Origin of the sequence: Pseudomonas fluorescens (assembly GCF_902497855.1) — a bacterium.
In the GTDB taxonomy this organism is placed as follows: domain Bacteria; phylum Pseudomonadota; class Gammaproteobacteria; order Pseudomonadales; family Pseudomonadaceae; genus Aquipseudomonas; species Aquipseudomonas fluorescens_BI.
Genome location: NZ_CABVHU010000026.1, coordinates 1 through 23,329, shown reverse-complemented (window position 1 = coordinate 23,329; position 23,329 = coordinate 1). Strand labels below are relative to the sequence as shown.

The 23,329-nt window shown below is 62.6% G+C and carries 17 protein-coding genes and 1 pseudogene; 11 read left to right on the top strand and 7 right to left on the bottom strand.

All coding sequences use genetic code 11. The features are described from left to right. Positions 1–2: 2 nt before the first annotated feature. The 6 genes from F8N96_RS32255 to F8N96_RS32230 all read left to right on the top strand — a co-directional run bounded on the left by F8N96_RS32255 (position 3) and on the right by F8N96_RS32230 (position 9,851). Positions 3–2,546, top strand: coding sequence for an efflux RND transporter permease subunit (locus F8N96_RS32255; protein WP_150801214.1), 2,544 nt, complete (start codon positions 3–5; stop codon positions 2,544–2,546). Positions 2,547–2,553: 7 nt separating this feature from the next. Further along, positions 2,554–4,332: an acyl-CoA dehydrogenase C-terminal domain-containing protein gene (locus F8N96_RS32250; protein WP_150801213.1), complete on the top strand. Its 1,779-nt coding sequence runs from the start codon at positions 2,554–2,556 to the stop codon at positions 4,330–4,332. Positions 4,333–4,349: 17 nt separating this feature from the next. Beyond that, positions 4,350–5,993, top strand: a complete 1,644-nt coding sequence (locus F8N96_RS32245; protein ID WP_150801212.1) for a fatty acid--CoA ligase — start codon at positions 4,350–4,352, stop codon at positions 5,991–5,993. Positions 5,994–6,048: 55 nt separating this feature from the next. Beyond that, the gene (locus tag F8N96_RS32240; protein ID WP_150801211.1) at positions 6,049–8,160 is read left to right on the top strand and encodes a 3-hydroxyacyl-CoA dehydrogenase NAD-binding domain-containing protein; all 2,112 of its coding nucleotides are present in this window, start codon (positions 6,049–6,051) and stop codon (positions 8,158–8,160) included. A gap of 57 nt (positions 8,161–8,217) precedes the next feature. After that, positions 8,218–9,405: an acetyl-CoA C-acyltransferase gene (locus F8N96_RS32235; protein WP_150801210.1), complete on the top strand. Its 1,188-nt coding sequence runs from the start codon at positions 8,218–8,220 to the stop codon at positions 9,403–9,405. Positions 9,406–9,473: 68 nt separating this feature from the next. Next, a complete protein-coding gene (locus tag F8N96_RS32230; RefSeq protein WP_150801260.1) occupies positions 9,474–9,851 on the top strand; it encodes an acyl-CoA thioesterase in 378 nt (125 codons plus the stop codon). 175 nt (positions 9,852–10,026) lie between these two features. Here the strand turns inward: F8N96_RS32230 and F8N96_RS32225 are convergent, their stop codons facing one another. The 4 genes from F8N96_RS32225 to F8N96_RS32210 all read right to left on the bottom strand — a co-directional run bounded on the left by F8N96_RS32225 (position 10,027) and on the right by F8N96_RS32210 (position 15,179). Next, positions 10,027–11,034 (bottom strand): zinc-dependent alcohol dehydrogenase family protein, encoded by a 1,008-nt coding sequence (locus tag F8N96_RS32225; RefSeq protein ID WP_150801209.1) that lies wholly within the window; start codon positions 11,032–11,034, stop codon positions 10,027–10,029. Between the two features lie 126 nt (positions 11,035–11,160). Next, entirely contained in the window at positions 11,161–12,219 is a 1,059-nt protein-coding gene (locus tag F8N96_RS32220; RefSeq protein ID WP_150801208.1) for an NAD(P)-dependent alcohol dehydrogenase, read from the bottom strand. A 58-nt stretch (positions 12,220–12,277) separates the two neighbouring features. After that, positions 12,278–13,735: an acyl-CoA reductase gene (locus F8N96_RS32215; protein ID WP_150801207.1), complete on the bottom strand. Its 1,458-nt coding sequence runs from the start codon at positions 13,733–13,735 to the stop codon at positions 12,278–12,280. 4 nt (positions 13,736–13,739) lie between these two features. Further along, positions 13,740–15,179 (bottom strand): hypothetical protein, encoded by a 1,440-nt coding sequence (locus tag F8N96_RS32210; protein ID WP_150801206.1) that lies wholly within the window; start codon positions 15,177–15,179, stop codon positions 13,740–13,742. 367 nt (positions 15,180–15,546) lie between these two features. On the opposite strand from F8N96_RS32210, the gene F8N96_RS32205 reads away from it, so the two are divergent. From F8N96_RS32205 to F8N96_RS32195, 3 genes are all read left to right on the top strand, one after another. After that, positions 15,547–16,698, top strand: a complete 1,152-nt coding sequence (locus tag F8N96_RS32205) for an iron-containing alcohol dehydrogenase (RefSeq protein ID WP_150801205.1) — start codon at positions 15,547–15,549, stop codon at positions 16,696–16,698. Then, positions 16,695–17,132, top strand: coding sequence for an acyl-CoA thioesterase (locus tag F8N96_RS32200; RefSeq protein WP_150801204.1), 438 nt, complete (start codon positions 16,695–16,697; stop codon positions 17,130–17,132). The genes F8N96_RS32205 and F8N96_RS32200 overlap by 4 nt, the downstream gene beginning before the upstream one ends. An 82-nt stretch (positions 17,133–17,214) precedes the next feature. Next, entirely contained in the window at positions 17,215–17,901 is a 687-nt protein-coding gene (locus F8N96_RS32195; RefSeq protein WP_150801203.1) for a TetR/AcrR family transcriptional regulator, read from the top strand. Between the two features lie 239 nt (positions 17,902–18,140). On the opposite strand, the gene gabD is transcribed toward F8N96_RS32195, so the two are convergent. The 3 genes from gabD to glaH form a co-directional block, all read right to left on the bottom strand. Next, entirely contained in the window at positions 18,141–19,589 is a 1,449-nt protein-coding gene (gene gabD, locus F8N96_RS32185) for an NADP-dependent succinate-semialdehyde dehydrogenase (protein ID WP_150801202.1), read from the bottom strand. A 20-nt stretch (positions 19,590–19,609) separates the two neighbouring features. Further along, positions 19,610–20,887 (bottom strand): L-2-hydroxyglutarate oxidase, encoded by a 1,278-nt coding sequence (gene lhgO, locus F8N96_RS32180; protein WP_150801259.1) that lies wholly within the window; start codon positions 20,885–20,887, stop codon positions 19,610–19,612. Between the two features lie 97 nt (positions 20,888–20,984). Further along, positions 20,985–21,962: a glutarate dioxygenase GlaH gene (gene glaH, locus F8N96_RS32175; protein WP_150801201.1), complete on the bottom strand. Its 978-nt coding sequence runs from the start codon at positions 21,960–21,962 to the stop codon at positions 20,985–20,987. Between the two features lie 193 nt (positions 21,963–22,155). Here glaH and csiR point away from each other — a divergent pair, with 193 nt between their 5' ends. Next, positions 22,156–22,854 (top strand): DNA-binding transcriptional regulator CsiR, encoded by a 699-nt coding sequence (csiR, locus tag F8N96_RS32170; protein WP_150801200.1) that lies wholly within the window; start codon positions 22,156–22,158, stop codon positions 22,852–22,854. Positions 22,855–23,067: 213 nt separating this feature from the next. Next, positions 23,068–23,329, top strand: a pseudogene (locus tag F8N96_RS32165) (oxidase); the annotation flags it as partial.

The window sequence follows — 23,329 nt, the reverse complement described above, 5'->3', positions numbered from 1 at the left end:
ACATGGGCAATATCAAACAAGACACCATGCCGGTGATCCGCGAGCTGCGGGACTTCAATCAGTCCTCCGGCAACCGGTTGGAGCGGCTGGTATTCAACTACCGCCCGCTGTTCATGCTGCTCATGGCGCTGGCCACGGTGGTGCTGGGCTATATGGCGGTGACGCGTCTGGAGCTGCGCCCCAGCTTCGAGAAAATGATTCCGCAGAGCCAGCCGTACATCAAGAATTTCCTGGAGAACCGCCAGTCGTTGCGCGGCCTGGGCAACTCGGTGCGGGTGGTGGTGGAAAACACCCAGGGCGATATCTTCGACCCCGGCTATCTGGACGTGCTCAAGCAGGTCAATGACCAGCTGTTCCTCACCGAAGGCGTCGACCGCGCCTGGATGAAGTCGCTGTGGAGTCCAGGGGTGCGCTGGACCGAAGTCACCGAAGAAGGTTTTCAGGGGGGCCCGGTGATGCCCGACAGTTATCAAGGCTCGCCATCGGACATCGAACAGCTGCGGCAGAACATCACCCGCGCCGGTATCGTCGGCAGCCTGGTCGCCAGCGATTTCAAATCGAGCATGCTGATCGTGCCGTTGCTGGACAAAGCCACGGCCACCGGTCAGCGCCTCGACTACCATCAATTTTCGCAGATGCTCGAAGCGCAATTGCGCGACAAGATCGAATTCGCCGGCGACAGTGCGGCACGACTGACCGGGGAAGAGGGCAAGGGCCAGTACAAGGTCCGGGTGATCGGTTTCGCCAAATTGATGGGCGACCTGATCGACGGGCTGATCCAGGTGATGATGTTCTTCGGCCTGGCCGTGGTCACCTCGCTGGTCATCATCTATTGCTATACCCGCTGTGTGCGCAGCACCTTGCTGGTGGTCGGCTGCTCGCTGATCGCCGTGGTCTGGCAATTGGGCATCGTCGCCTGGCTGGGCTATGCCATCGACCCGTATTCGGTGCTGGTACCCTTCCTGATCTTTGCCATCGGCGTGTCCCACGCGGCGCAGAAGATGAACGGCATCATGCAGGACATCGCCCGCGGCACCCACAAGCTGATTGCCGCCCGCTACACCTTCCGCCGCCTGTTCATTGCCGGGGTCACTGCGTTGCTGGCCGATGCGGTGGGCTTCGCGGTGCTGATGCTGATCGATATTCCGGTGATCCAGGACCTGGCGATCACCGCCAGCATTGGCGTGGCGGTGCTGATTTTTACCTCGCTGCTGCTGATGCCGGTGGCGCTGTCCTATATCGGTGTCGGGCGCAAGGCGGCCGAGCGGGCGCTGAAAATCGATACCCGGGCGGACGGACACAAAGGCTTCGGCAAACTGTGGGACATGCTCGACCGCTTCACCACCCGCAAGTGGGCGACGGGTGCGGTACTGGTGGCGACGTTGATGGGCATTGGCGGTTTCATGGTCAGCCTGCAGCTGAAAATCGGCGACCTCGACAGTGGCGCTCCGGAGTTGCGTGCCGACTCGCGTTATAACCGTGACAACGCCTACATCACCAGCCACTACGCACTGTCCAGCGACCTGTTCGCAGTGATGATCAAGACCGCGCCGGAAGGTTGCCTGAGCTACCAGACGCTGGTCCTCGCCGACCGTCTGGCCTGGGAGCTGCAGCAGTCCCCCGGGGTGCAGGCGACGTCGTCGCTGGTCAACGCGGTACGGCAGATCACCGCCGGTACTTACGAAGGCAACCCCAAACTCAACAGCATCCAGCGCAACCAGGACGTGCTGAACTACGCCGCGCAGCAAGCCTCGGTCAACTCCCCGGAGTTGTTCAACAACGACTGCTCGCTGATGCCGGTGATTGCCTTCCTCAAGGATCACAAGGCCGAGACCCTGGACGCGGTGGTGGCCATTGCCGACAAGTTCGCCAAGGACAACAGCACCCCGGACCGTCAGTTCCTGCTGGCCGCCGGCAGTGCCGGCATCGAGGCCGCGACCAACATCGTGGTGCGCGAAGCCAACCGCACCATGCTGTTGTATGTCTATGCCGCGGTGACGTTGTTCTGCCTGATCACCTTCCGCAGCTGGCGCGCGACAGTGGTGGCCTTGCTGCCGCTGGTGCTGACCTCGATCCTTTGCGAGGCGTTGATGGTGGTCATGGGCATCGGTGTGAAAGTCGCGACCTTGCCGGTGATCGCCCTGGGTGTCGGCATCGGGGTCGACTACGCCTTGTACCTGCTCAGCGTGCAGCTGCATTACCAGCGTCAGGGCCTGTCGCTGGGGGATGCCTACCGCAAGGCGGTGTCGTTCACCGGCCGGGTGGTCGGGCTGGTGGGCATCACCCTGGCGGCCGGCGTGATCTGTTGGGCCTGGTCACCGATCAAGTTCCAGGCGGACATGGGCATCCTGCTGACCTTCATGTTCCTGTGGAACATGCTCGGCGCGCTGATCCTGATTCCAGCCCTGTCGTATTTCCTGTTGCGCGGGCCCTCGCTGATCCGTGGTACTGCTGCGGACGCCCCGGATGCGCCGGTGGTGCACGTCAGTGAGACCGACAACGCCAAACAACCGGGCATGCGACCTGCCCTCACACTGTCCGAGTAAGTCAAACATGTCTGATTACAAAGCTCCTCTACGCGACATGCGCTTCGTTCTCAATGAAGTCTTCGAGGCTTCCAGGCTTTGGGCCCGGCTGCCGGGCCTGGCCGAGGTGGTCGACGAACAGACGGCTGCCGCGATCCTTGAAGAGGCCGGCAAGATCAGCGCCGGCATCATCGCGCCGCTGCGCCGCAGTGGCGACGAACAAGGTTGCTCCTGGGACAACGGAGCGGTGACAGTCCCGGCTGGTTTTATCGCGGCGTACCAGGCATTCGCCGAAGGCGGTTGGGTGGGTGTTGGCGGCGATCCGCAGTTCGGTGGCATGGGCATGCCCAAGGCGATTTCCGCCCAGGTCGAGGAAATGGTGACCTCGGCCAACCTGTCGTTCGGCACGTACCCGATGCTGACCGCCGGTGCCTGCCTGTCGCTCAGTGCCCATGCCAGCGAAGCGCTGAAACAGAAGTACCTGCCGAACCTGTATGCCGGCACCTGGAGCGGTTCCATGTGCCTGACCGAAGCCCATGCCGGTACCGACCTGGGCCTGATTCGCACCAAGGCCGAACCCCAGGCCGACGGCAGTTTCAAGATCAGCGGCAGCAAGATCTTTATTTCCGGCGGCGAGCACGACTTGACCGAGAACATCATCCACCTGGTGCTGGCCCGGCTGCCGGATGCACCCGCGGGACCCAAAGGCATTTCCCTGTTTCTGGTGCCCAAGGTGCTGGTCAATGACGACGGCTCGCTGGGCGAGCGCAACGCGCTGTCCTGCGGTTCCATCGAACACAAGATGGGCATCAAGGCGTCCGCCACCTGCGTGATGAACTTCGACCAGGCCAGCGGCTGGATCGTCGATGCGCCGGGCAAGGGCCTGGCGGCGATGTTCACCATGATGAACTACGAGCGCCTGGGCGTGGGTATCCAGGGCCTGGCGCAGGGCGAGCGTTCCTATCAGAGCGCCGCCCTGTATGCCCGTGACCGCCTGCAAAGCCGCGCGTCAACCGGTGCGCAGCATCCGGACAAGGCCGCCGACCCGATCATCGTGCACCCGGATGTGCGGCGCATGCTGCTGACCATGAAGGCCTTGAACGAGGGCGGGCGTGCCTTCTCCAGCTACGTGGCCTTGCAACTGGATACCGCCAAGTACAGCGATGACGCGCCAACCCGCAGCCGCGCCGAGCAACTGGTGTCGCTGCTGACCCCGGTGGCCAAGTCGTTCCTGACCGACATGGGGCTGGAAACCACCCTGCACGGCCAGATGATCTTCGGCGGCCACGGCTATATTCGCGAATGGGGCCAGGAGCAGTTGGTGCGTGATGTACGGATCACCCAGATCTACGAAGGCACCAATGGCATCCAGTCCCTGGACCTGGCCGGGCGCAAGATCGTCGGCAGCGGCGGGGCGCTCTACCGGTTGTTCGCCGACGAGATTCGCCAGTTCACCGCCAACGCCGGTGCCGAACTTGGCGAGTTCACCCAACCGTTGAACTTTGCGGTGGACACCCTCGACGAACTGACCGCGTGGCTGCTGGATCGAGCGCAGGGCAACCCCAACGAAATCGGCGCCGCCTCGGTCGAGTACCTGCAGGTATTCGGTTACACGACCTATGCCTACATGTGGGCATTGATGGCCAAGGCGGCCATGGGCAAGGCAACCGAAGACGCTTTCTACACCAGCAAGCTGGGCACCGCCCGTTTCTACTTCGCCCGCCTGCTGCCACGCATCCACTCGTTGAGCGCGTCGGTCAAGGCCGGCAGTGAATCCCTCTACTCGCTGGACGCGGCGCAATTCTGAATAAGGAAGGTACAACCATGCTGAAAACAAAAATAATTCCACCAGCACAAGGCGCCTACACCTACCCGCTGTTGATCAAGCGCTTGTTGCTGTCCGGGGTGCGCTACGAATCTGCCAATGAGATCGTCTACGCCGACAAGCTGCGTTACAGCTACCAGACCCTCATCCAGCGGATCCACCGGTTGGCCAATGCGCTGACCGCGGCCGGGGTCAAGGCCGGAGATACCGTGGCCATGCTCGACTGGGACAGTCACCGCTACCTGGAGTGTTTCTTCGCCGTGCCAATGATCGGCGCGGTGCTGCATACGGTGAACATCCGTCTTTCGCCGGATCAGGTGCTCTACACCATGAACCACGCCGAGGACGACCTGGTGCTGGTGCATGATGATTTCCTGCCCATGATCGAGCAGATTCAAGGCGAGCTGAACACCGTCAAGGGTTATATCCGGCTCACTGACGATGCTGCGAGCGGCATCGACCTACCGGTACTGGGGGAGTATGAAAGCCTGCTCTCCCAGGCGGCTCCCCATTACGACTTCCCCGATTTTGATGAAAACTCGGTGGCGACCCTGTTCTACACCACAGGCACCACCGGCGCCCCGAAAGGCGTGTATTTCACCCATCGCCAGTTGGTGCTGCATACCTTGAATGCCGTGGGCACGTTGGGCGCCTACCAAAGCTTTGCGCTGCTGCGGTCCGACGACGTCTACATGCCGATCACGCCGATGTTCCACGTGCATGCCTGGGGCGTGCCCTATGTGGCGACTCTGATGGGGATCAAGCAGGTGTACCCCGGCCGTTACGAACCCAATAGCCTGGTGCGGTTGTTCCGTGAAGAGCAGGTCACCTTCTCCCATTGTGTGCCGACGATCCTGCAAATGATCCTGAACTGTGATGAAGCGAAGCAGACCTCTTTCGATAGCTGGAAAATGCTCCTGGGGGGCAGCGCCCTGACCCTGGGCATCGCCAGCCAGGCGAGCGCCCGGGGTATTCACGTGCACAGCGGCTACGGGATGTCCGAGACCTGCCCGATGCTGTGCAGCACTTACCTGCGTGGGTCGGAACTTGAACTGTCCACACAAGCGCAGCTACCCCAACGCATCAAGACCGGAATGCCCATCGCGATGGTCGATCTGAAAATTGTCGATGCCGGCGGTCATGGCGTTCCCCACGATGGCGAGTCCCTGGGCGAGATCGTGGTGCGCGCACCCTGGCTGACCCAAGGCTATTTCAAGGAACCGGAAAAGGGCGCCGAGCTGTGGCGCAACGGTTGGTTGCACACCGGCGACCTGGCCTCCATCGACGCCCGGGGCGGGGTGGAAATCAAGGACCGCATCAAGGATGTGATCAAGACGGGCGGGGAGTGGATCAGTTCCCTGGAGCTGGAGAACCTGATCAGCGAGCACGCGTCGGTCACCTCGGTCGCGGTGGTGGGCATTGCCGACGAGCAATGGGGCGAACGGCCCATGGCCCTGGTGGTGTGCGAGCCTGGACAGTACGTCGATAAACAGATGCTCGAAGCGCACCTGCAACAGTTCGTAGAGCTTGGCCGGATCAACAAATGGGCGATCCCCAAGCAGTTCAAATTCGTCGCCGAGATTCCTAAAACCAGCGTCGGCAAGATCAATAAAAAGCTGATTCGGGAAAGCGAATTGAACTGACGGAGCCAGGCATCGCCAGCGGTTTCTACTTTTGTATCCGAGCGAGAAAACATCTATGGAAAGCCTGATTCATTATCGTTGCGAAGATTCCCTGGCCCTGATCGGCCTCCGAGGCGGCCCTGTCAATGCCCTTTGCCAGGCCCTGCGCGAGCAGCTGCTGCAAGCCTGCGAACGCGCCGCCGCCGACGCCCGCGTGCAAGCGATTATCCTCCATGGCGAGGGCTCGGTGTTCAGTGCCGGTGCCGACATCGGCGAGTTCGGCAAGGCTGCTTCGTCCGCCGAGCCGGGCCTGTCGAACCTGCTGGTTCGCCTGACCGAAATCGACAAGCCGCTGATCGCCGCCATCGGCGGCCTGGCGTTGGGCGGCGGGCTGGAACTCGCCCTGGCCTGCGGCTATCGCGTGGCGGCAGCCGGCGTGCGCCTGGGCCTGCCGGAAATCAAGCTCGGCTTGCTGCCCGGCGCCGGTGGCACCCAGCGCCTGCCGCGCCTGATCGGTGCCGTCGCGGCACTGGAAATGGTCGCTTCGGGCCAGCCGGTCGACGCGCCTCGCGCACTGGCGCTGGGTCTGGTCGACCGTGTGGCGCCAGACGCGGACAGCCTGCTCGACACCGCTCGCGGCCTTGCCGAAGACCTGATTGCCCGTCAGGCGCCGGCGCGTCCGGCTGACCCTCAAGCGAACCCGGGAGCGGCCTTGCCGGCGAATTATTTCGCCGAGTACCGTGCCGCCAACCAGCGTCGCTGGAACGGCCAGAGCGCGCCACAGCGGGTGGTCGCGGCCATCGAGATCGCCTGCAACCTGCCGTTGGCCGAAGGCCTGGCCCGGGAGAGCGAGCTGTTCAACGAGGCCGAGGCGTCAAGCGAATCCAAGGCTTTGTGCCATGTGTTTTTCGCCGAACGTGAAGTCGGCAAGCTGCCGGGTCTGGATGCGGCCACGCCGATCCGTCCGGTGACCCGGGTGGCGGTGATCGGCGCCGGCACCATGGGCGGCGGGATTGCCATGAACTTTGCCAATGCGGGCATGGCGGTGACGCTGCTGGAGCTCAAGGCCGATGCCCTGGCGCGCGGCCTGGCGCAGATCCGCAACAACTACGAAACCAGTGTCCAGCGCGGCAAGCTCACGGCCGAGCAGGTGGAAGAACGCATGGCGCTGCTCCACGGCACCCTGGACTACGCCGACATCGCCAAGGCTGACCTGGTGATCGAAGCGGTGTTCGAGAGCCTGTCGATCAAGCAGCAGGTGTTTCGCACCCTGGACGAGGTGTGCAAGGCCGGTGCGATTCTCGCGAGCAATACCTCCACCCTGGATGTCGACGCCATTGCCGCCGTCACCCGCCGGCCGCAGGACGTGGTCGGCCTGCACTTCTTCAGCCCGGCCAACGTGATGCGCCTGCTTGAAGTGGTGCGCGGCACAGCCACGGCCCCGGATGTGCTGGCCACCACGCTGAAGATCGCCAAGCGCATCGGCAAGATCCCGGTGGTCTCCGGGGTGTGCTTCGGCTTCATCGGCAACCGCATGCTCGAACCCTATTCCCGCGAGGCGCACCGCCTGCTGCTGGAAGGCGCACTGCCTGCACAGATCGACAAGGTCCTCACCGGCCTGGGCCTGGCCATGGGCGTGATCGCCATGCACGACCTGGCCGGCATCGATGTCAGCTTCCTGGTGCGCGAGTCGCGCCGGGATGTCATCGCCCACGACCCCGGCTACTGCAAGCTCGCCGACGCGCTCTACGCCCTTGGCCGTTATGGCCAGAAGACCGGCCGCGGCTATTACCTCTATGAAGGCCGCGAGCGCAAGGATGACCCGCAAGTGGTCGACCTGGCCGAGCAGATCGCCGGCGAACTGGGGATCCGGCGCCGCGCCATCGGCGATCAGGAAATCCACGACCGCTGCCTGTTGATGCTGGTCAACGAAGGCATCCAACTGCTCGACGAAGGCATCGCCCAGCGCAGCAGCGACATCGACCTGGTCTGGATCAACGGCTACGGCTTCCCGGCCTGGCGCGGCGGCCCATTGCACTACGCCGAAGGGCTGGGGCTGGCACAGGTGCTGGAGCGCATCGGCCATTACCGCGAAGCACTCGGCGCCTATGGCGCGATGTGGTTCCAACCCGCCGCACTGCTGGAGCGCCTGGTGGCCAACGGCAAGACTCGCATCGAACGTCTCTGACCTTCCGGCGGCCACTCCCGGGTGGCCGCCCCAATCGATTAAACAAGGATCTCGACCATGAAAGAAGCCGTCATTCTGTCCACGGCCCGTACCCCTATCGCCAAGGCGTTCCGTGGCGCGTTCAACACCATCAAGTCGCCGACCATGGCAAGCCATGCGATCCGTGCGGCGGTCGAACGCGCCGGCATCGAAGCGGGGGAGATCGAAGACCTGGTGATGGGCGCCGCACTGACCAGCGGCACTGCCGGCCTGAACCTGGCGCGCATGGCTGCCCTGGCCTCGGGCCTGCCGTTGTCGGTCAGCGGGCAGACCCTCGATCGCCAGTGCGCCTCGGGCCTGATGGCCATCGCCACCGCCGCCAAGCAAATCATGGTCGACGGCATGCCCGCCGCGATCGGCGCCGGCCAGGAGAACATCAGTGCGGTGCAGAATCGCCATATGGAATGGGCCTACGCCGAGCGCGACCCGCAGGTGGAACGCAACGCCATCCACGCCTACATGCCCATGCTGCAGACCGCCGAACGGGTCGCCAGGCGCTACGGCATCAGTCGTGAAGCGCAGGATGCCTATGCCCTGCAATCGCAGCTACGTACCGCAGCGGCGCAGCGGGCGGGCCTGTTCGATGGCGAAATCGTCCCGGTCACCAGCATTCGCCAGGTGATCGACAAAGCCACTGGCGAGGCGCGTCTGGAAGAGGTCACCCTCACCAGCGATGAAGGCAACCGTCCGCAGACCCGCCTGGAAGACCTGGTCAACCTCAAGCCGGTGATCGAGGGCGGCTGCATCACCGCCGGCAATGCCAGCCAACTGTCCGACGGCGCCAGCGCCTGCGTGCTGATGGATGCGCGCCTCGCCGAGCAACGCAACCTCAAGCCATTGGGGCTGTACCGCGGTATCGCCGTGGCCGGCCTGGCCCCGGAGGAAATGGGCATCGGCCCGGTGCTGGCGGTGCCCAAGCTGCTCAAGCAGCACGGCCTGACGGTGGACGATATCGGCTTGTGGGAGCTTAACGAAGCGTTCGCCTGCCAAGTGCTGCATTGCCGCGACACCCTGGGCATCGACGACGCCCGGCTGAACGTCAATGGCGGTGCCATCGCCATCGGCCACCCTTACGGCATGAGTGGCGCGCGGATGGTCGGGCACGCCTTGCTGGAAGGCCGGCGGCGCGGCGTGAAGTACGTGGTGGTGACCATGTGCGTCGGCGGCGGCATGGGCGCAGCGGGACTGTTCGAGGTGTTCCAGTGAGCCAGTCCAGACCCGGCGCCAACTCACGCGCTGCCTACCCACACTTTCGGCCGATCCAGACCCGGTGGATGGATAACGACGTCTACGGCCACGTCAATAACGTCAATTACTACAGCTATTTCGATACGGCAGTGAACGGTTATCTGCTGAGCCTGGGCGTGCTCGATTTCGAGCGCGGCGAGACGATTGGCCTGGTGGTCGAGACGCAGTGCAACTATTTTGCGCCGATCTCCTTTCCTGACGATGTCGAAGCCGGGGTGCGGGTGACCCGGCTTGGCGGCTCCAGTGTGCGGTATGAGGTTGGCCTGTTCCGTGCGGGTGAGGCCCAGGCATCGGCGCAGGGGCACTTCGTGCATGTCTACGTGGGCCGAGAATCCCGGCGCCCGTTGGCGATCGGCGATGCCCTGCGGGCTGCGCTCGTTCCGCTGCTGGTCAATGCCGATTGACCAGAGTTCCCGCGGCGTCCTCGACGCCGCGGTGTCGCGCCACCGCCACTGTAGGAGCAAGCTTGCTCGCGATGGTCGTTAACGATAACGCGTGTTTGCAGGTTAAACGCGGTGCTCTTGCGTCCATCGCGAGCAAGCTCGCTCCTACAAAAACGCGGTGCTCTCGTTCCTACGGTCAGTAGTGCAGGCAGATCTTGCCGAAGTGCCTGGCGGATTGCTGATGGGCAAAGGCCTCGGCGATCTGCTCCAGCGGATAGCGGCTGTCGATGACGGGGCGCCAGCTGAAGTTTTCCAGAGCGCGCACCATGTCTTGCTGCTGCTCGCGGCTGCCGACGATCAGGCCCCGCAGGGTTTGCTGCTTGCGCATCAATTCCAGGGTTGGAACGCTGCCGGACATACCGGTGAGCACACCGATCAGCGCAATGTGGCCGCCCGGCGCGCAGGCACGAATTGACTGGGGCAATGTGCCCGGGCCACCCACTTCGACCACGATGTCGGCGCCGCGCCCGTCCGTGGCGGCCAGCACCGCGTCGCCCCATTCGGGTTGGTCCTTGTAGTTGATGACCTGATCGGCGCCCAGGGCCAGCAGGCGTGCTTGCTTGGCCTCTGATGAGGTCGTGGCAATCACCCGCGCGCCCATGGATTTGGCCATTTGCAGCGCAAGAATGGAAACGCCGCCAGTGCCCAGGACCAGCACGGTGTCACCCGCCTGGAGGCGACCGTCCACTACCAGCGCACGCCAGGCAGTCAGGCCGGCCGTGGTCAGCGTGGCGGCTTCTTCATGGCTATAGCCCTTGGGCGCCAGTGTGAAGGCATCGGTGGGCAGGTTGACCCGTTCGCGGGCAAAGCCGTCCACGCCATCGCCCGGGACAGTCTGGAAGGTGGTGGGCACGACGCGGCCCGATTGCCAGTGGGGGAAGAAGCAGGACACCACGCAATCACCCACGGCGAACTCAGTCACGCCTTCACCTACGGCGGTGACGACCCCGGCGCCATCGGACATGGGGATGCGACCATCCTCTGCCCGGGCGTGGCCGGTGACCACGCCGAGGTCGTGGTAGTTGAGCGAACTGGCATGGATACGCACCTGGATCTCGCCTGCACCGGGCTCTCCGGGGGCGGCCATGTCCACAAGGCGCAGGTTATCCAGGCCAGCGGGGTGTTGGAGTTGAATGGCTTTCATGAGTGTCCTCGAGTCAGTCCGCGCAAAGGGAGGCACAGCTGTTTCGTCAACGATGGCCGCGCCCGAACTTGAGCATATTGCCTCAAGAGGACGCTGCGGTGTTGCGCACCGCAGCGTTGGACGTGTTTAAAGCGCCACGTCACGCAGGCTGGTCATGTCGATCACGAAGCGGTACTTCACGTCGTTGCGCTGCAGGCGCTCAAAGGCGGTGTTGATGTCCTTGATGTCGATCATTTCGCAGTTGGGCAGGACCTGGTGTTCGGCGCAGAACTCCAGCAGTTCCTGAATCGGCTGGATGCCACCGATGAGCGAACCGGCCAGGGTGCGGTTATTGCGGATCAGCAAGCCACCGTGGATGGGCTCCAGCGGTTCGATGGCGCCAACCAGCACCATGACGCCCTCGCGACCCAGCAACATCAGGTAGGGGTTGACGTTGTGCCGGCTGGGAATGGTGTCGATGATGAATTCGAAGGCATTGGCGGCCGTCGCCATCGCTGCCGCATCGTTGGACAACAGCACGTGATCGGCACCGAGGGTGCGGGCGTCGTCGGCCTTGCCCGGTGAGGTGGTAATCACGGTGACTTCGGCGCCCAGGGCGACGGCCAGTTTCACGGCCATGTGACCGAGCCCGCCAAGGCCGACCACCGCGACTTTCGAACCCTTGCCCACGCCGTAACGGCGCATCGGGCTCCACACGGTGATGCCGGCACACAGCAAAGGCGCTGCGTAGCGCGGATCGAGGCTTTCGGGCATGCGCAGAACGAACTGCTCACGAACGACAATGTGCTCGGAATAACCACCATAGGTGATCTCGCCGGTATGACGGTCCTTACCGTTGTAGGTGGGTGTCGGGCCATGGACGCACAGTTGTTCCTGATGATCCGCGCAGGGCGCGCACTGCAGGCAGCTGTCGACCTGGCAACCGACGGCGACCCGGTCGCCGACCTTGAAGCGGCTGACGCTGCTGCCGACGGCAGTCACATGCCCGACGATCTCGTGGCCTGGCACGATGGGATAGACAGTGTTGTTCCAGTCATTGTTGACCTGGTGGGCATCGGAATGGCAGACGCCGCAATAGGCGATATCGATGGCGACGTCATCGACGCGCAAGGCGCGGCGATCGAATCGAAACGGGGTGAGGGCGGAATGCGCCTCATGGGCGGCAAATCCCAGGCAAGTAGTCATGGGCAAGTCCTGTAAAAATCAACGCGTACCCCCGGCAATAGCCGGGGGTACAGAGGGTTTAGATCGACGGGCGCAACCAGGGCGCCGGGGTCATTTCCGGCGAGGCGATCTGGTTGACGATCCACTTGCCCATGCGACGCAGCGGCTCGATGGAGTCCTGGGGACCGGCCCATTTCAGCCCGGCTGCGTAGCCCAGCGAAACGATGCGCTGAGCGCCATACAGGGGCAGGATGTCCTTGAGATCTTCCTTGATGCTTTCCGGATAGACGCCGACGGTCTGGGTGTAGGCATCCACCGCGCCCATCATCTCGTGCAGGTCATCGACCGGCACCAGGTTGGCGGTGCGATCGTCGAGCTTGGTGGCAAAGGACACCGACTCCGCAAGCTGCGAGCAGATGACTGCGCCTTCGCCGTCCAGGCCACCGATCACCTTGTACCACTCATCATCCAGGCGCAGCGCGTCGACTTCGGCCTTGAGGCCCTGGTCATAGCGTTTTGGCATAGTGCTGAGGGTGTTGGGCAGGGTCTGCATGGCGTCGTAGACATAACCGCCGAACTTGTTCAGATTCGCCAGGCCGGCCTCGTCGGTGCCGCTCTGCACATAGACCACCCGGGCGCATACGCAGGCTTTCTGGTTCAGCGCGCCGATGTCGCTGGCCAGGCGCACGGCGGCCTCGCGCATAGTCTCTTCACTGTCGAAGGTGCCCTTGCCGAGGATGCTCGCGCTGCGTTTCGGGTCGAGGGAGATCAGCTCCAGGCCCGGCTGGATGTAGCGGGTGACGTGCTTCATCGAGTTGAAGCCGCCCCAGGCAACGATCTTCTCCAGGTTCTGTGGCTGGTACAGGCGCTCCTCGAAGGCCTGGTCGCCGCCTTTCCAGTAGGCGACGCTCAGGTGCTTGGTCAGCGGGTGGTCCGGCGCCATCTCGACCATGGTGCGGGCGATGGCCAGGGCGGTGAACGGGTCGTTGGACGGCGCCTTGATGATCGCGTCGCTGCGCAGCACCATGTTGCGCAGGATAGTCAGCAGGGACAGCCCGGTCGCGTTGCCCGCGACGATATGCAGCGTGCGGGCGCCGAAGCAGCGTATGTCCAGTTCGGTGCCATCGATCAGGGTTTGCTTGACCCAGCCTTCCAGGTACTTGACGCCTACGGAGTTCTCCACCTGTTCGGTGACGGACTCACGGGTGAGCATGTGGCGCAGCCCCATGTAGCTGCCCTTGACCATGGTCGGGGTGACCGGCGCCGTCAGGTAGGACAGTTCGCAGGCTTCCTGCAAGTAGGGGTTCTGGTCGAATTCCAGGCGTTCGCCGAGGGCTTCGCAGTAGTCGAGGATCTCCTTGAAGGTGAGCGTATACAGGTCGGCCAGCTTCGCCGGGTTACCCAGCGGCAGTTGGTCGATGTATTTGTGCGCATCCGGGGTCTGGAAGACCAGGTCGCCGCCTCGGCCCCCCACGTCGATCAGGTTGTCGGTGATGACTTTGCCACGGATGATCATTGGCGCAATGGGTTTGGTCATGGGGTTAGCCCTCTAATGTGGTCAGGAAATCCATCGCTTGGCGATGCGAGTCTTCTGTTGCGGCACAGCTGATCTTGTCGTCGCCGCCGTTTATTTCGCTGTAGCGCTGGATCGGTCCGACCACGTAGCAACTCGGCCGACCGCAGGTGCAGGGTTTGTCCCATTCGACGGTGATTTCATCGCCGGTGATAAAGCCGCCCCAGCGAGTCTCTGCGCCGAGGTCGAAGAAAGCCGCGCGGCCGGTCACACGGCCTTCGCGTGGCAGCGGCTTGCTGGTCTGCGGATCGAGCAGGTAGGGGATGACGGTGGGGGCGAAGTGGAAGTGGCCCTCTTCGCAGCGCGTATGGACGCCGCCGACGATTTCGGACATGGCGTAGGACTCGTTGAGCACCTTGGCGCCGGTGAAGCGCAGCACGTCGTCGCGCCAGCCTTCGGGTTGTACGGAACCCTTGCCGCCACCGGCGGTGTGGATGTACGAGTCAGGGTGGAAGACAGCTTCCAGTCCGCGCTCCAGGCCAGCCTTGGCCATGTTGTGCAACAGGTTCCAGGTTGCGCCGATGTACACGCGCTTGCCCTTGAGCTGGTTGGACATATGATCGAAGAAGGTCGCCAGGTGTTGCGGCATTTCGGCCTGCAACTCATCGAAAGCCTTCTTCTTGGCCATCAGTTCCGGGCTGATCTCCAGGCGATCGAGCGTGCCCTTGGACTGTGCCGCGCGCAGCTTGGCCCCCAAGTGGAGCACGTCGGTGCTGAGGGTGGTCGGGTAAGCCGCATGGAAATGCGATTCGTCCGGCAACAGTGCCGGGATCATGGCGGCGTGGACACGCACATGACTCAGGTAGCCCTTGCGGTAGTACGGGTAAATCGTGTGCAGGTTGGGCTCCGGGGTGTCCGGCCCTTCCATGGCCCATACATTCAACTTGCGCAGTTGGGCGAATTTGTTCCACTCATGGACGCCGTGGGGCAGGAACGACAGGGTGCCGGACGTGCCCGAGGTGTGGCTGATGCGCAGTTGCGGCACGGCCTTGTCCATGGTCTCGAACCAGTCGTCCAGACCCTGGCACGCGCTGACGTCGACCGCAGCGATGGCTGCGGCCATCTCCGGGGTCACCAGTTTGCCCAGCCACTTGTTGATCTGGGCGAAGTTGCGCTTCTCCAGCAAGGAGGGCGGGTAGGACTTGTACACGCTGTGTTCGAACAGCAGCGGCACCACGTCGTCGAATTGCTCGATGGTGTCTACGCCTTGGGCGTCGGCGAGCTTTTTGAGCATGGGGATCCGGTCGCGAAGTTCGGCAAAGCGCTGCTTCAGGCCGCAGAGCTGCAGCGCGTCGATTTCGGCGCGGGGCAGATTGTTCCAGGCGGTTTGGGAATAATTGACCATTTCTGCCGGGTTGTTCAGCAGCTGCTGGGTTTTTTGTTCTATCGACAGTTGTGCAGTGGGCATTGTCTGGCTCGCTACTCGACTACTGGAAACCGGCGAGGGCCGGGGGAGGGTGTGGTTCAAGTATGGGTATGCAATCCTGGATTTTGTTCCGGATTCGAGTACGCGCCGTTCGTGTTCAAGTGACTGAAAAACAAGACAAAAATGCAGTGTCTCGCGATGCCCGTGCCGGGCGTTCCGGATTCGGGGTGGGTGACCGGATTTCAGGCGGGAACAGGCAGTGGGCTGGCATACACTCTGTCTGTCTCACTCCTGTCATACAGGAGGAGAACTGCCAGTCAGACCACTATTTGTGAGGGGTTTGCGGTTGGCGCCTGTGCTCTGCAATCGCCATGAAACTCCGCGCAACACACCTATTCGTGAGGCTTCCATGTTGAAAATGGTATTTCAAACCACTGCATCAATGATCATCGAACGCGGTGCCTCGACCCGGCTCGCCACTCATGTTCGCGCCATGGGCTGCACATCGGTTCTGTTGGTGACCGATGCGGGGGTTATTGCGGCTCGGCTACTGGATGCGGTGCTCGCCGGTCTCAAAGGTGACGGGATAGCCGTTACGGTGTTTTCGCAGGTCCAGGCCGACCCGCCGGAGTCGGTGATTCTGGCCGCGGCGGATGCTGCCAGAGCCTGTGGCGCCGATTGCGTGCTGGGGCTGGGCGGCGGCAGTTCGCTGGATGCCGCCAAGCTGGCCGCGCTGTTGGCGCGCAGTGGCGAGTCCCTGGCCGACATTTATGGCATCAACAAGACGAAGGGCCCGCGCCTGCCGCTGATTCTGGTGCCGACCACGGCAGGGACCGGTTCGGAGGTGACGTCGGTGTCGGTGGTGACCACCGGTGCGGGTGAGAAGAACGTGGTTTACTCGCCAATGTTGTTGCCTGACCTGGCCGTGCTCGACGCAGAATTGACCCTTGGCTTGCCGACCCATGTCACGGCAGCGACCGGGATCGATGCCATGGTTCACGCCATCGAGGCCTACACCACCAAAAACCTGAAGAATCCGCTTTCCGATTGCCTGGCGCGCGAGGCGCTGCGCCTGTTGTCGGGCAGCCTGTTCCAGGCCTGTCAGGACGGCAAAAACCTGGAAGCCCGGGAGAACATGTTGCTCGGCGCTTGCCTGGCGGGCATGGCGTTCGCCAACGCGCCAGTGGCCGCGGTGCATGCCCTGGCCTATCCCCTGGGCGCACGTTTCCATATACCCCACGGCCTTTCCAACGCCCTGGTGCTGGGGCCGGTGATGCGTTTCAATCTCGAGACGGTGGCGCCGCTGTATGCGCAGCTGGCCGATATCGTCCTGCCTGGCACCCAGGGTAGCGATAGCGAAAAAGCCTCGACCCTGGCCGACTACCTCGGCGGCTTGGCCGGTGAACTGGGCCTGGCGACCCGCTTGCGTGACCTGGGTATCGTCGAGTCCGACATCGAGGCGCTGGCGATCGATGCGATGAAGCAGCAGCGCCTGCTCGGCAACAATCCACGGGAGCTGTGCCTGGCCGATGTGCGCTCGATCTACGGGGAGATCCTGTGAGCAACAAGCCCGAGCGGCCGTGCCGGGAGACGTTTCGCCATTTCACCCGGATGCCGACGCGCTGGGGTGACCATGACTCCTACGGGCATGTGAACAATGTGGTCTATTACTCGTATTGCGAGTCGGCGATCACTGCGTTCCTGGTCGAACAGGGTACCCTCGAGATTGCCAGCAGTCCGGTGATCGGGTTGATCGTCAACTCGAGTTGCACCTACTTTGCGCCCATCTGTTTCCCCGATCAGGTCAGTGTCGGAATGAGAATTTCCCACTTGGGCAACAGCAGCGCGCGATACGAGCTGGCACTGTTTCGCAACGATGAGCACGAAGCGGCCGCAGCGGCCCATATCGTCTATGTGTATGTCGACCGGGCCAGCAACACCTCGGTGCCCATCCCCCAGACGGTGCGTACAGCGCTTGCGCGTATCACTGACTAAATAAGTTGGCTCGGTCATACTTCAGTTTTCTGCTTGGCGAATCTGCCGCGACGTCTGCGGGCAATACCCGGAAGAGGACACTATGATCAAGCCAACGCCCAACAAGAAGAGCGCCGCAGACGATGGCGTCCTGCAGGTCGAGATACCTGCCCAACCGCGCAAGGAACCGCGGCAGGCGCGCTCGATCGCGCTGGTCAGCGCGGTAAAACAAACCGCTCTGCAGATTATCGACAGCGAAGGTCGCGAAGCCCTGAATGCGGTGCGCCTGTCCGAAGACTCGGGCGTGGCGATCAGCTCGATCTACGAGTACTTCCCGACGATGGAAGCGCTGATTGCTGCGATCTTCGATGACTACCGCACCGAAGCCCATGCGGAACTGTTCGCCAGCATCATCGCGCTGCCCCCTGAGGCCACTCTGTACGACGGGATTTTGCTGGCGTTGCGGGTCGTCCTGGCCAGCCACTACAAGAAAACCCTGCTCGACCCGGTGTTCAGCGTGCGCTCCACTCACTATGACGAGCTGGTGCGGCTGGATGTGGTCAAGGCCAAGCAACTCTGGCCCGCCACGGCAAGCTCGGCCTTGATGAAGCGCTTCGCCAACGAAATCTCGGTGAAGAACCGGGAGAAAGCCGAGTTCCTGGTCTACCAGACAATGTCGGCGCTGACCCGGGCCATCCTGCTCGAAAAACCGGCCTACCTCACGGACGCGGACACGCCCAGGTTGATGGCGCGGATGCTGCACGGGATGTTGATTGACTCCAGCATTTAAGCCCCGAAAAAAACACGCCCCGCAAACGGGGTAATGGGCCTTTGTAGGAGCGAGCTTGCTCGCGAAGGTCGTCAACGATAACGCTGGAAGCCTGACACCCCACGGCGCCCTCAGGTTTATCGCGAGCAAGCACGCTCCTACAGATGGTCGTCAACGATAACGCTGGTAGCCTGACACCCCGCGGTGCCCTCAGGTTTATCGCGAGCAAGCTCGCTCCTACAAGGGCGTCAGGTCTTGCATCAGATGCCGATGCACAGGTACTTGATTTCCAGGTAGTCCTCGATGCCGTACTTGGACCCTTCGCGACCCAGACCCGAGGCCTTGATGCCACCGAACGGCGCCACTTCGTTGGAGATGATCCCGGTGTTGACGCCGACGATGCCGTACTCCAGCGCTTCGCCCACCCGGAACACACGGCTCAGGTCCCGGGCATAGAAGTAGGAAGCCAGGCCGAATTCGGTGTCGTTGGCCATCGCGATCACATCGGCTTCATCCTTGAAGCGGAACAGCGGTGCCAGCGGGCCGAAGGTTTCTTCCTTGGCGACGGCGGCGTTGCGCGGTACATCGACCAGCACGGTCGGCTCGAAGAAGGTTCCGCCCAGGGCATGCGGCTTGCCGCCGGCAACCACGCGCGCGCCTTTGCTCACGGCGTCTTCAATGTGTTCCTGGACCTTGGCCATGGCCTTGGCGTCGATCAGGGGGCCGGTGGTGATACCGTTTTCCAGGCCATTGCCAATGTTCAAGCCGGCCACCGCCGCGGTGAGTTTTTCGACGAAGGCGTCGTAGATGCCGTCCTGGATATACAGACGGTTGGCGCAGACGCAGGTCTGGCCGTTGTTGCGATACTTGGAGATAAGCGCGCCCTCGACGGCGGCATCCAGGTCGGCGTCGTCGAACACGATGAACGGTGCGTTGCCACCCAGTTCCAGCGAGACTTTCTTGATGTCCTTGGCGCACTCGACCATCAGCTGACGGCCGATTTCGGTGGAACCGGTGAAAGTCAGCTTGCGCACGATCGGGTTGCCGGTCAGCTCGGCGCCGACTTCGCCGGCACTGCCGGTGACCACGCTGAACACGCCTTTGGGGATACCGGCGCGCTCGGCCAGTTCCGCCAGGGCCAGGGCCGAGTAGGGCGTTTGCGAGGCCGGCTTGAGGACCATGGTGCAACCGGCGGCCAGGGCCGGGCCGGCCTTGCGGGTGATCATCGCCGAAGGGAAGTTCCACGGCGTGATGGCGGCGGTGACACCGATCGGTTGCTTGAGCACCATCAGGCGCTTGTCGACCTGGTGACCGGGGATCATGTCGCCGTAGACGCGCTTGGCTTCTTCGCCGAACCACTCCAGGAAGGAGGCGGCGTAAGCGATTTCGCCACGGGACTCGGTCAGAGGCTTGCCTTGTTCGAGGGTCATCAGGCGGGCCAGGTCTTCCTGGTTGGCCATCATCAGATCGAACCACTTGCGCAGCTTGTTGGCGCGGTCCTTGGCGGTCAGGGCACGCCAGGCCGGCAGCGCCTTGTCGGCCGCTTCGATGGCGCGACGGGTCTCGGTAGCGCCCATCTTCGGCACGCTGCCGATGATGTCGCCGGTGGCCGGGTTGTTGACCTTGAGGGTATGGCCGTTGTCGGCATCGACCCACACACCATCGATATAGGCTTGCTGGCGGAACAGTTTCGGATCGTTGAGTTGCACGTGAAATTCCTCGCTGCTGGTTAAAGTGACTGGGGGCTTGCGACGGATGCCGCCAGAGGGGCGGGCCGGGCGGAGTTGACCGGTTTGACGAAACTGGCGCCGGTGCTTGCGAGCTGCTCGCGGACCTTGTCGACGATGTACGCGCCGATCGGAATGGCCGAGGTCGCAGCAGGCGAGGGGGCGTTGCAGACGCTGACGCTGCGGGCGGTGTTGACGAACAGGAAGTCGTCGATCAGCTTGCCGTCCAGCGAGACCGCCTGGGCGCGGACACCGGCCGGGTAGGGGGTAAGGTCGCTCTTGACGATGCTCGGGCAATACTTCTGTACCTGCTTGAGGTAGCCGCCCTTGAACAGCGAGTTTTTCAGCTCGATCAGGCCGGGGCGCAGGTTCTTCTTCAGCACCTTGAGAACGCCCGGGGTGGTCAGGGTTTCGAACATGTCGGTCAGCGAAAAATCGGTCTTGCGATAGCCTTCGCGCTTCATCGCCAGCACCGCGTTGGGGCCGACGGTGACGGTGCCGTCGATCATGCGGGTCAGGTGCACGCCGAGGAACGGCATGGCCGGATCCGGGATCGGGTAGATCAGGTGATTGACGATCTGGTTGTGCTGCTTGGGCAGCAGGTAGTACTCGCCACGGAACGGGCAAATGATGAAGTTGGGCTCGATCCCGAGCATGCGCACCACGCGGTCGGCCATCAGGCCCGAGCAGGTGATCAGGAAGCGGCCGTGGTGCTCCTGGTTGCCGGTGCGCAGCACCACTTCACCGGGACGCTCATCGATGGCGAGCACTTCGCTGTTGTAGCAAATCTCGCCACCGGCGGCTTCGAATTCACGGCCCATGGCCGCGGTGACCTGGGCGTAGTTCACGATGCCGCTGGAAGGCACGAAGATACCGCCCAGGCCGACGATGTTCGGCTCGCGCTCGCGCAGTTCGGCGGCCGTCAGCCAGTCACGCTTGATGCCATTGGCTGCGGTGCGTTCCCACAGCGCGCCCATGCGCTCCATTTCCAGCGCGTTGGTGGCCACCAGCAGTTTGCCGCACTCGTCATAAGGGATGCCGTGCTTGTCGCAGAAAGCCTTGGTGGCCTTGTTGCCTTCCAGGCAGAAGCGCGCCTTCAGGCTGCCCGGTGTGTAGTAGACGCCGGCATGGATCACGCCACTGTTGTGGCCGGTCTGGTGCATGGCCGGGCCGGGCTCCTTCTCCAGCAGGAGGATTTTCGCGTCCGGGTAAACCTGAGTCAGTTGCATGGCCGTGGACATGCCCACAATGCCGCCACCGATGATGATGAAGTCGTACACAGCCATTGGATTGCACCCACCTGGATTAGGTTTTTTATTGTAAGCACGAGCAGGGCCACGGGAGGTGGCCCTGGTCAGTTCAGCTGCTTGGCAAACCTTACTGACCACGCTGGTACAGGGTTTTCTGGTAGCTGATGTAGCCACGCTGGCGCATCAGCTCACGACGCAGGCCCTGGTGGGCGGTGAAGCGGTCGCGGCCGTGCAGCCAGAACATGTTGTTGACCAGCACGAAGCTGCCGATCGGCACCGGTACCGACAACTTCTGCGGGCAGCCTTCCAGGGATTCGCTCAAGGCGTTCAGCCAGATGCCTTCCTCGAAGTCCTTGGGCTGCACGAACTGGTCGATATAACGCATGGTCGGGCGACCTTCGGCGTCGTTATCGAACACCGCGTGGAATACGTCTTCACGCACGTTCTTGCTCGGGGGCGCGGTGAAGCGCATTTCACGGCGGGCCAACGGGTGAGTGTAGTAGTGCTGCAGATCGGCCCAGTCGTCCAGGTGCAGCAGCAGGGAATTGCCGCCTTCCATGTTCTGCTCGTCGATCTTCATCATCATCACGTAGTCGGTACGCTCCTGGACGAAGGTGCCGTCGTTGTGCAGTTCCATGACCCGGTGTGGCTGGCGCAGGTAGCTGTCGGAGTTGTCGGTGTTGACCACCACAAAGCGCGCGTAGAACTGGCCGCTCATGGCATCGAAGTTGGAGCGTCCGATCAGGTGGGCGACGGCCGAGGAGAACTTGACCATGTCATCGGCCTGGGACACGTCGTCCAGACCTTCAGGCGTGATCAGCATGCCGCCGGTGGCGCGGTCCAGGATGGTATTGACCAGCACCGGGCGCAGGGTGCCTTCGCACAGTTCGTCAAGGATCTGACCGACCCGAAAGCGCAGGAACGACTTGTACTCCAATGCCTGGACCGGCCATTCGGCCACCGCCTTGATGAATGCGTCGACGGTTTCTTTGGCGAATTTCAGCTCCAGCAGTCGCGGCGACTGACTGGAGGGGGAGAGGGTGAAGCCCTTGCTGTCCGATGGCAGCGGCATCACAAGGTCCTGAATCTGGGTAAAGGCGTTCATGGCAGCTCCTGGGCAAAGGGTAAGGATTGGCGCCTTCCAGCAGGGCTGGATCAGGCTTGAAGCAAAAGTATCGCCATAAATTAAAAATGTCTACATTTTTATATTTAGGCGATAAAATTGTTTTTAGTCGAAAGTTTTTCGTCTGATAGATGTTTGGGTATGATTGGTTTTTGGCGATTTTAGGAGCAGCACCTTGGATAGCCCCACCCAAAGGCATAACTCTGCATTCAGTGGGTATGAGCGGCTCAAGCTGGACATCATCCGCGGCGTGTTCAAGCCCGGTGAAAAACTGCTCATGAGCGGGCTCAAGGAGCGCTATGACCTGGGTGTCGGCCCGCTGCGCGAAGCCCTGTCGCAACTGGTGGCCGAGCATTTGGTTGTGGTCATCAGCCAGAAAGGCTACCGGGTCGCGCCCATGTCGCTGCAAGAGATGCAGGACATCTATGACGCCCGCGCCAATCTGGAAGCCATGATCGTGGGCCTGGCCATCGAGCGGGGGGATGACACCTGGGAAGCCCAGATCCTGGCCCAGTCCCATACGTTGTCGAAAGTCATGGACGTGACGACCCGCGAAAAGGTGCTCGACGTCTGGGATGAGCGGCACAAAGCCTTTCATAGCGCCATTGCCGCCGGTTGCGGTTCCAGGCATTTACTCCAGGCGCGCACCTACCTGTTCGATCAGGCCGAGCGCTATCGTCACTTGTGGCTGACGCAAACCGTGTTTTCCGAAGAAGCCCTGGCGTTGAAGCGCAAGGAACATGCCGCGCTGGTCGAAGCCATTCTCGCCCGCGATACGGCGCGGGCGACGAGCCTGATGCGCACCCACTTGATGTCGCCTGTGCCGATCATTGTCGAGGTGATGCAGCGTGACGAGTGGGCGAAACTTGCCTGACATCCATTCACGCCTTTCCTGAAGCACGCTGTCATCAAATGCTAAGTCACTGACGCTCAATGAGAAGCAGTCGACGCCTCCATGACGATACTGGTTTGCTCGCCAACGTCGAACAGTCGAGCGAGCCCCCACTGACAGGTCAAGCCCGATGCCTCTGCGTCCTGGCGGGAGGCTGTCAGTGCATCCGGTAAACAATCATGGAGAGCGTGCAGGATGAAGTTCAGTTTTGTGGATAACGGCAATCCGAGCCGTCGGCGCGTTCTACGCGATGCCTTCACCCTGGCTTTGGCGGCCTCGCCGCTGGCTAGCCTGGCCAAGGCGGCCACCGAAACCAGGGCAAGCGACACCAACGCCGAAGACGTGACCTTTGCGGCTGGCCCGCGGCCGCTGGTGCAATATCCGCAAAAACGACCGCTGACCCTGGTGACCACTCGCCCGCCGCACCTGGAGACGCCCTTCGCTGTCTTCAACGAAG

Excerpts from the sequence above, each read along its gene's own strand:
- F8N96_RS32235 (WP_150801210.1), top strand. The coding sequence starts at position 8,218 with ATGAAAGAAGCCGTCATTCTGTCCACGGCCCGTACCCCTATCGCCAAG.
- F8N96_RS32205 (WP_150801205.1), top strand. The coding sequence starts at position 15,547 with ATGTTGAAAATGGTATTTCAAACCACTGCATCAATGATCATCGAACGC.
- F8N96_RS32225 (WP_150801209.1), bottom strand. The coding sequence starts at position 11,034 with ATGAAAGCCATTCAACTCCAACACCCCGCTGGCCTGGATAACCTGCGC.
- F8N96_RS32215 (WP_150801207.1), bottom strand. The coding sequence starts at position 13,735 with ATGACCAAACCCATTGCGCCAATGATCATCCGTGGCAAAGTCATCACC.
- F8N96_RS32195 (WP_150801203.1), top strand. The coding sequence starts at position 17,215 with ATGATCAAGCCAACGCCCAACAAGAAGAGCGCCGCAGACGATGGCGTC.
- F8N96_RS32220 (WP_150801208.1), bottom strand. The coding sequence starts at position 12,219 with ATGACTACTTGCCTGGGATTTGCCGCCCATGAGGCGCATTCCGCCCTC.
- F8N96_RS32250 (WP_150801213.1), top strand. The coding sequence starts at position 2,554 with ATGTCTGATTACAAAGCTCCTCTACGCGACATGCGCTTCGTTCTCAAT.
- F8N96_RS32230 (WP_150801260.1), top strand. The coding sequence starts at position 9,474 with ATGGATAACGACGTCTACGGCCACGTCAATAACGTCAATTACTACAGC.
- F8N96_RS32255 (WP_150801214.1), top strand. The coding sequence starts at position 3 with ATGGGCAATATCAAACAAGACACCATGCCGGTGATCCGCGAGCTGCGG.
- F8N96_RS32210 (WP_150801206.1), bottom strand. The coding sequence starts at position 15,179 with ATGCCCACTGCACAACTGTCGATAGAACAAAAAACCCAGCAGCTGCTG.
- glaH (WP_150801201.1), bottom strand. The coding sequence starts at position 21,962 with ATGAACGCCTTTACCCAGATTCAGGACCTTGTGATGCCGCTGCCATCG.
- F8N96_RS32240 (WP_150801211.1), top strand. The coding sequence starts at position 6,049 with ATGGAAAGCCTGATTCATTATCGTTGCGAAGATTCCCTGGCCCTGATC.
- F8N96_RS32245 (WP_150801212.1), top strand. The coding sequence starts at position 4,350 with ATGCTGAAAACAAAAATAATTCCACCAGCACAAGGCGCCTACACCTAC.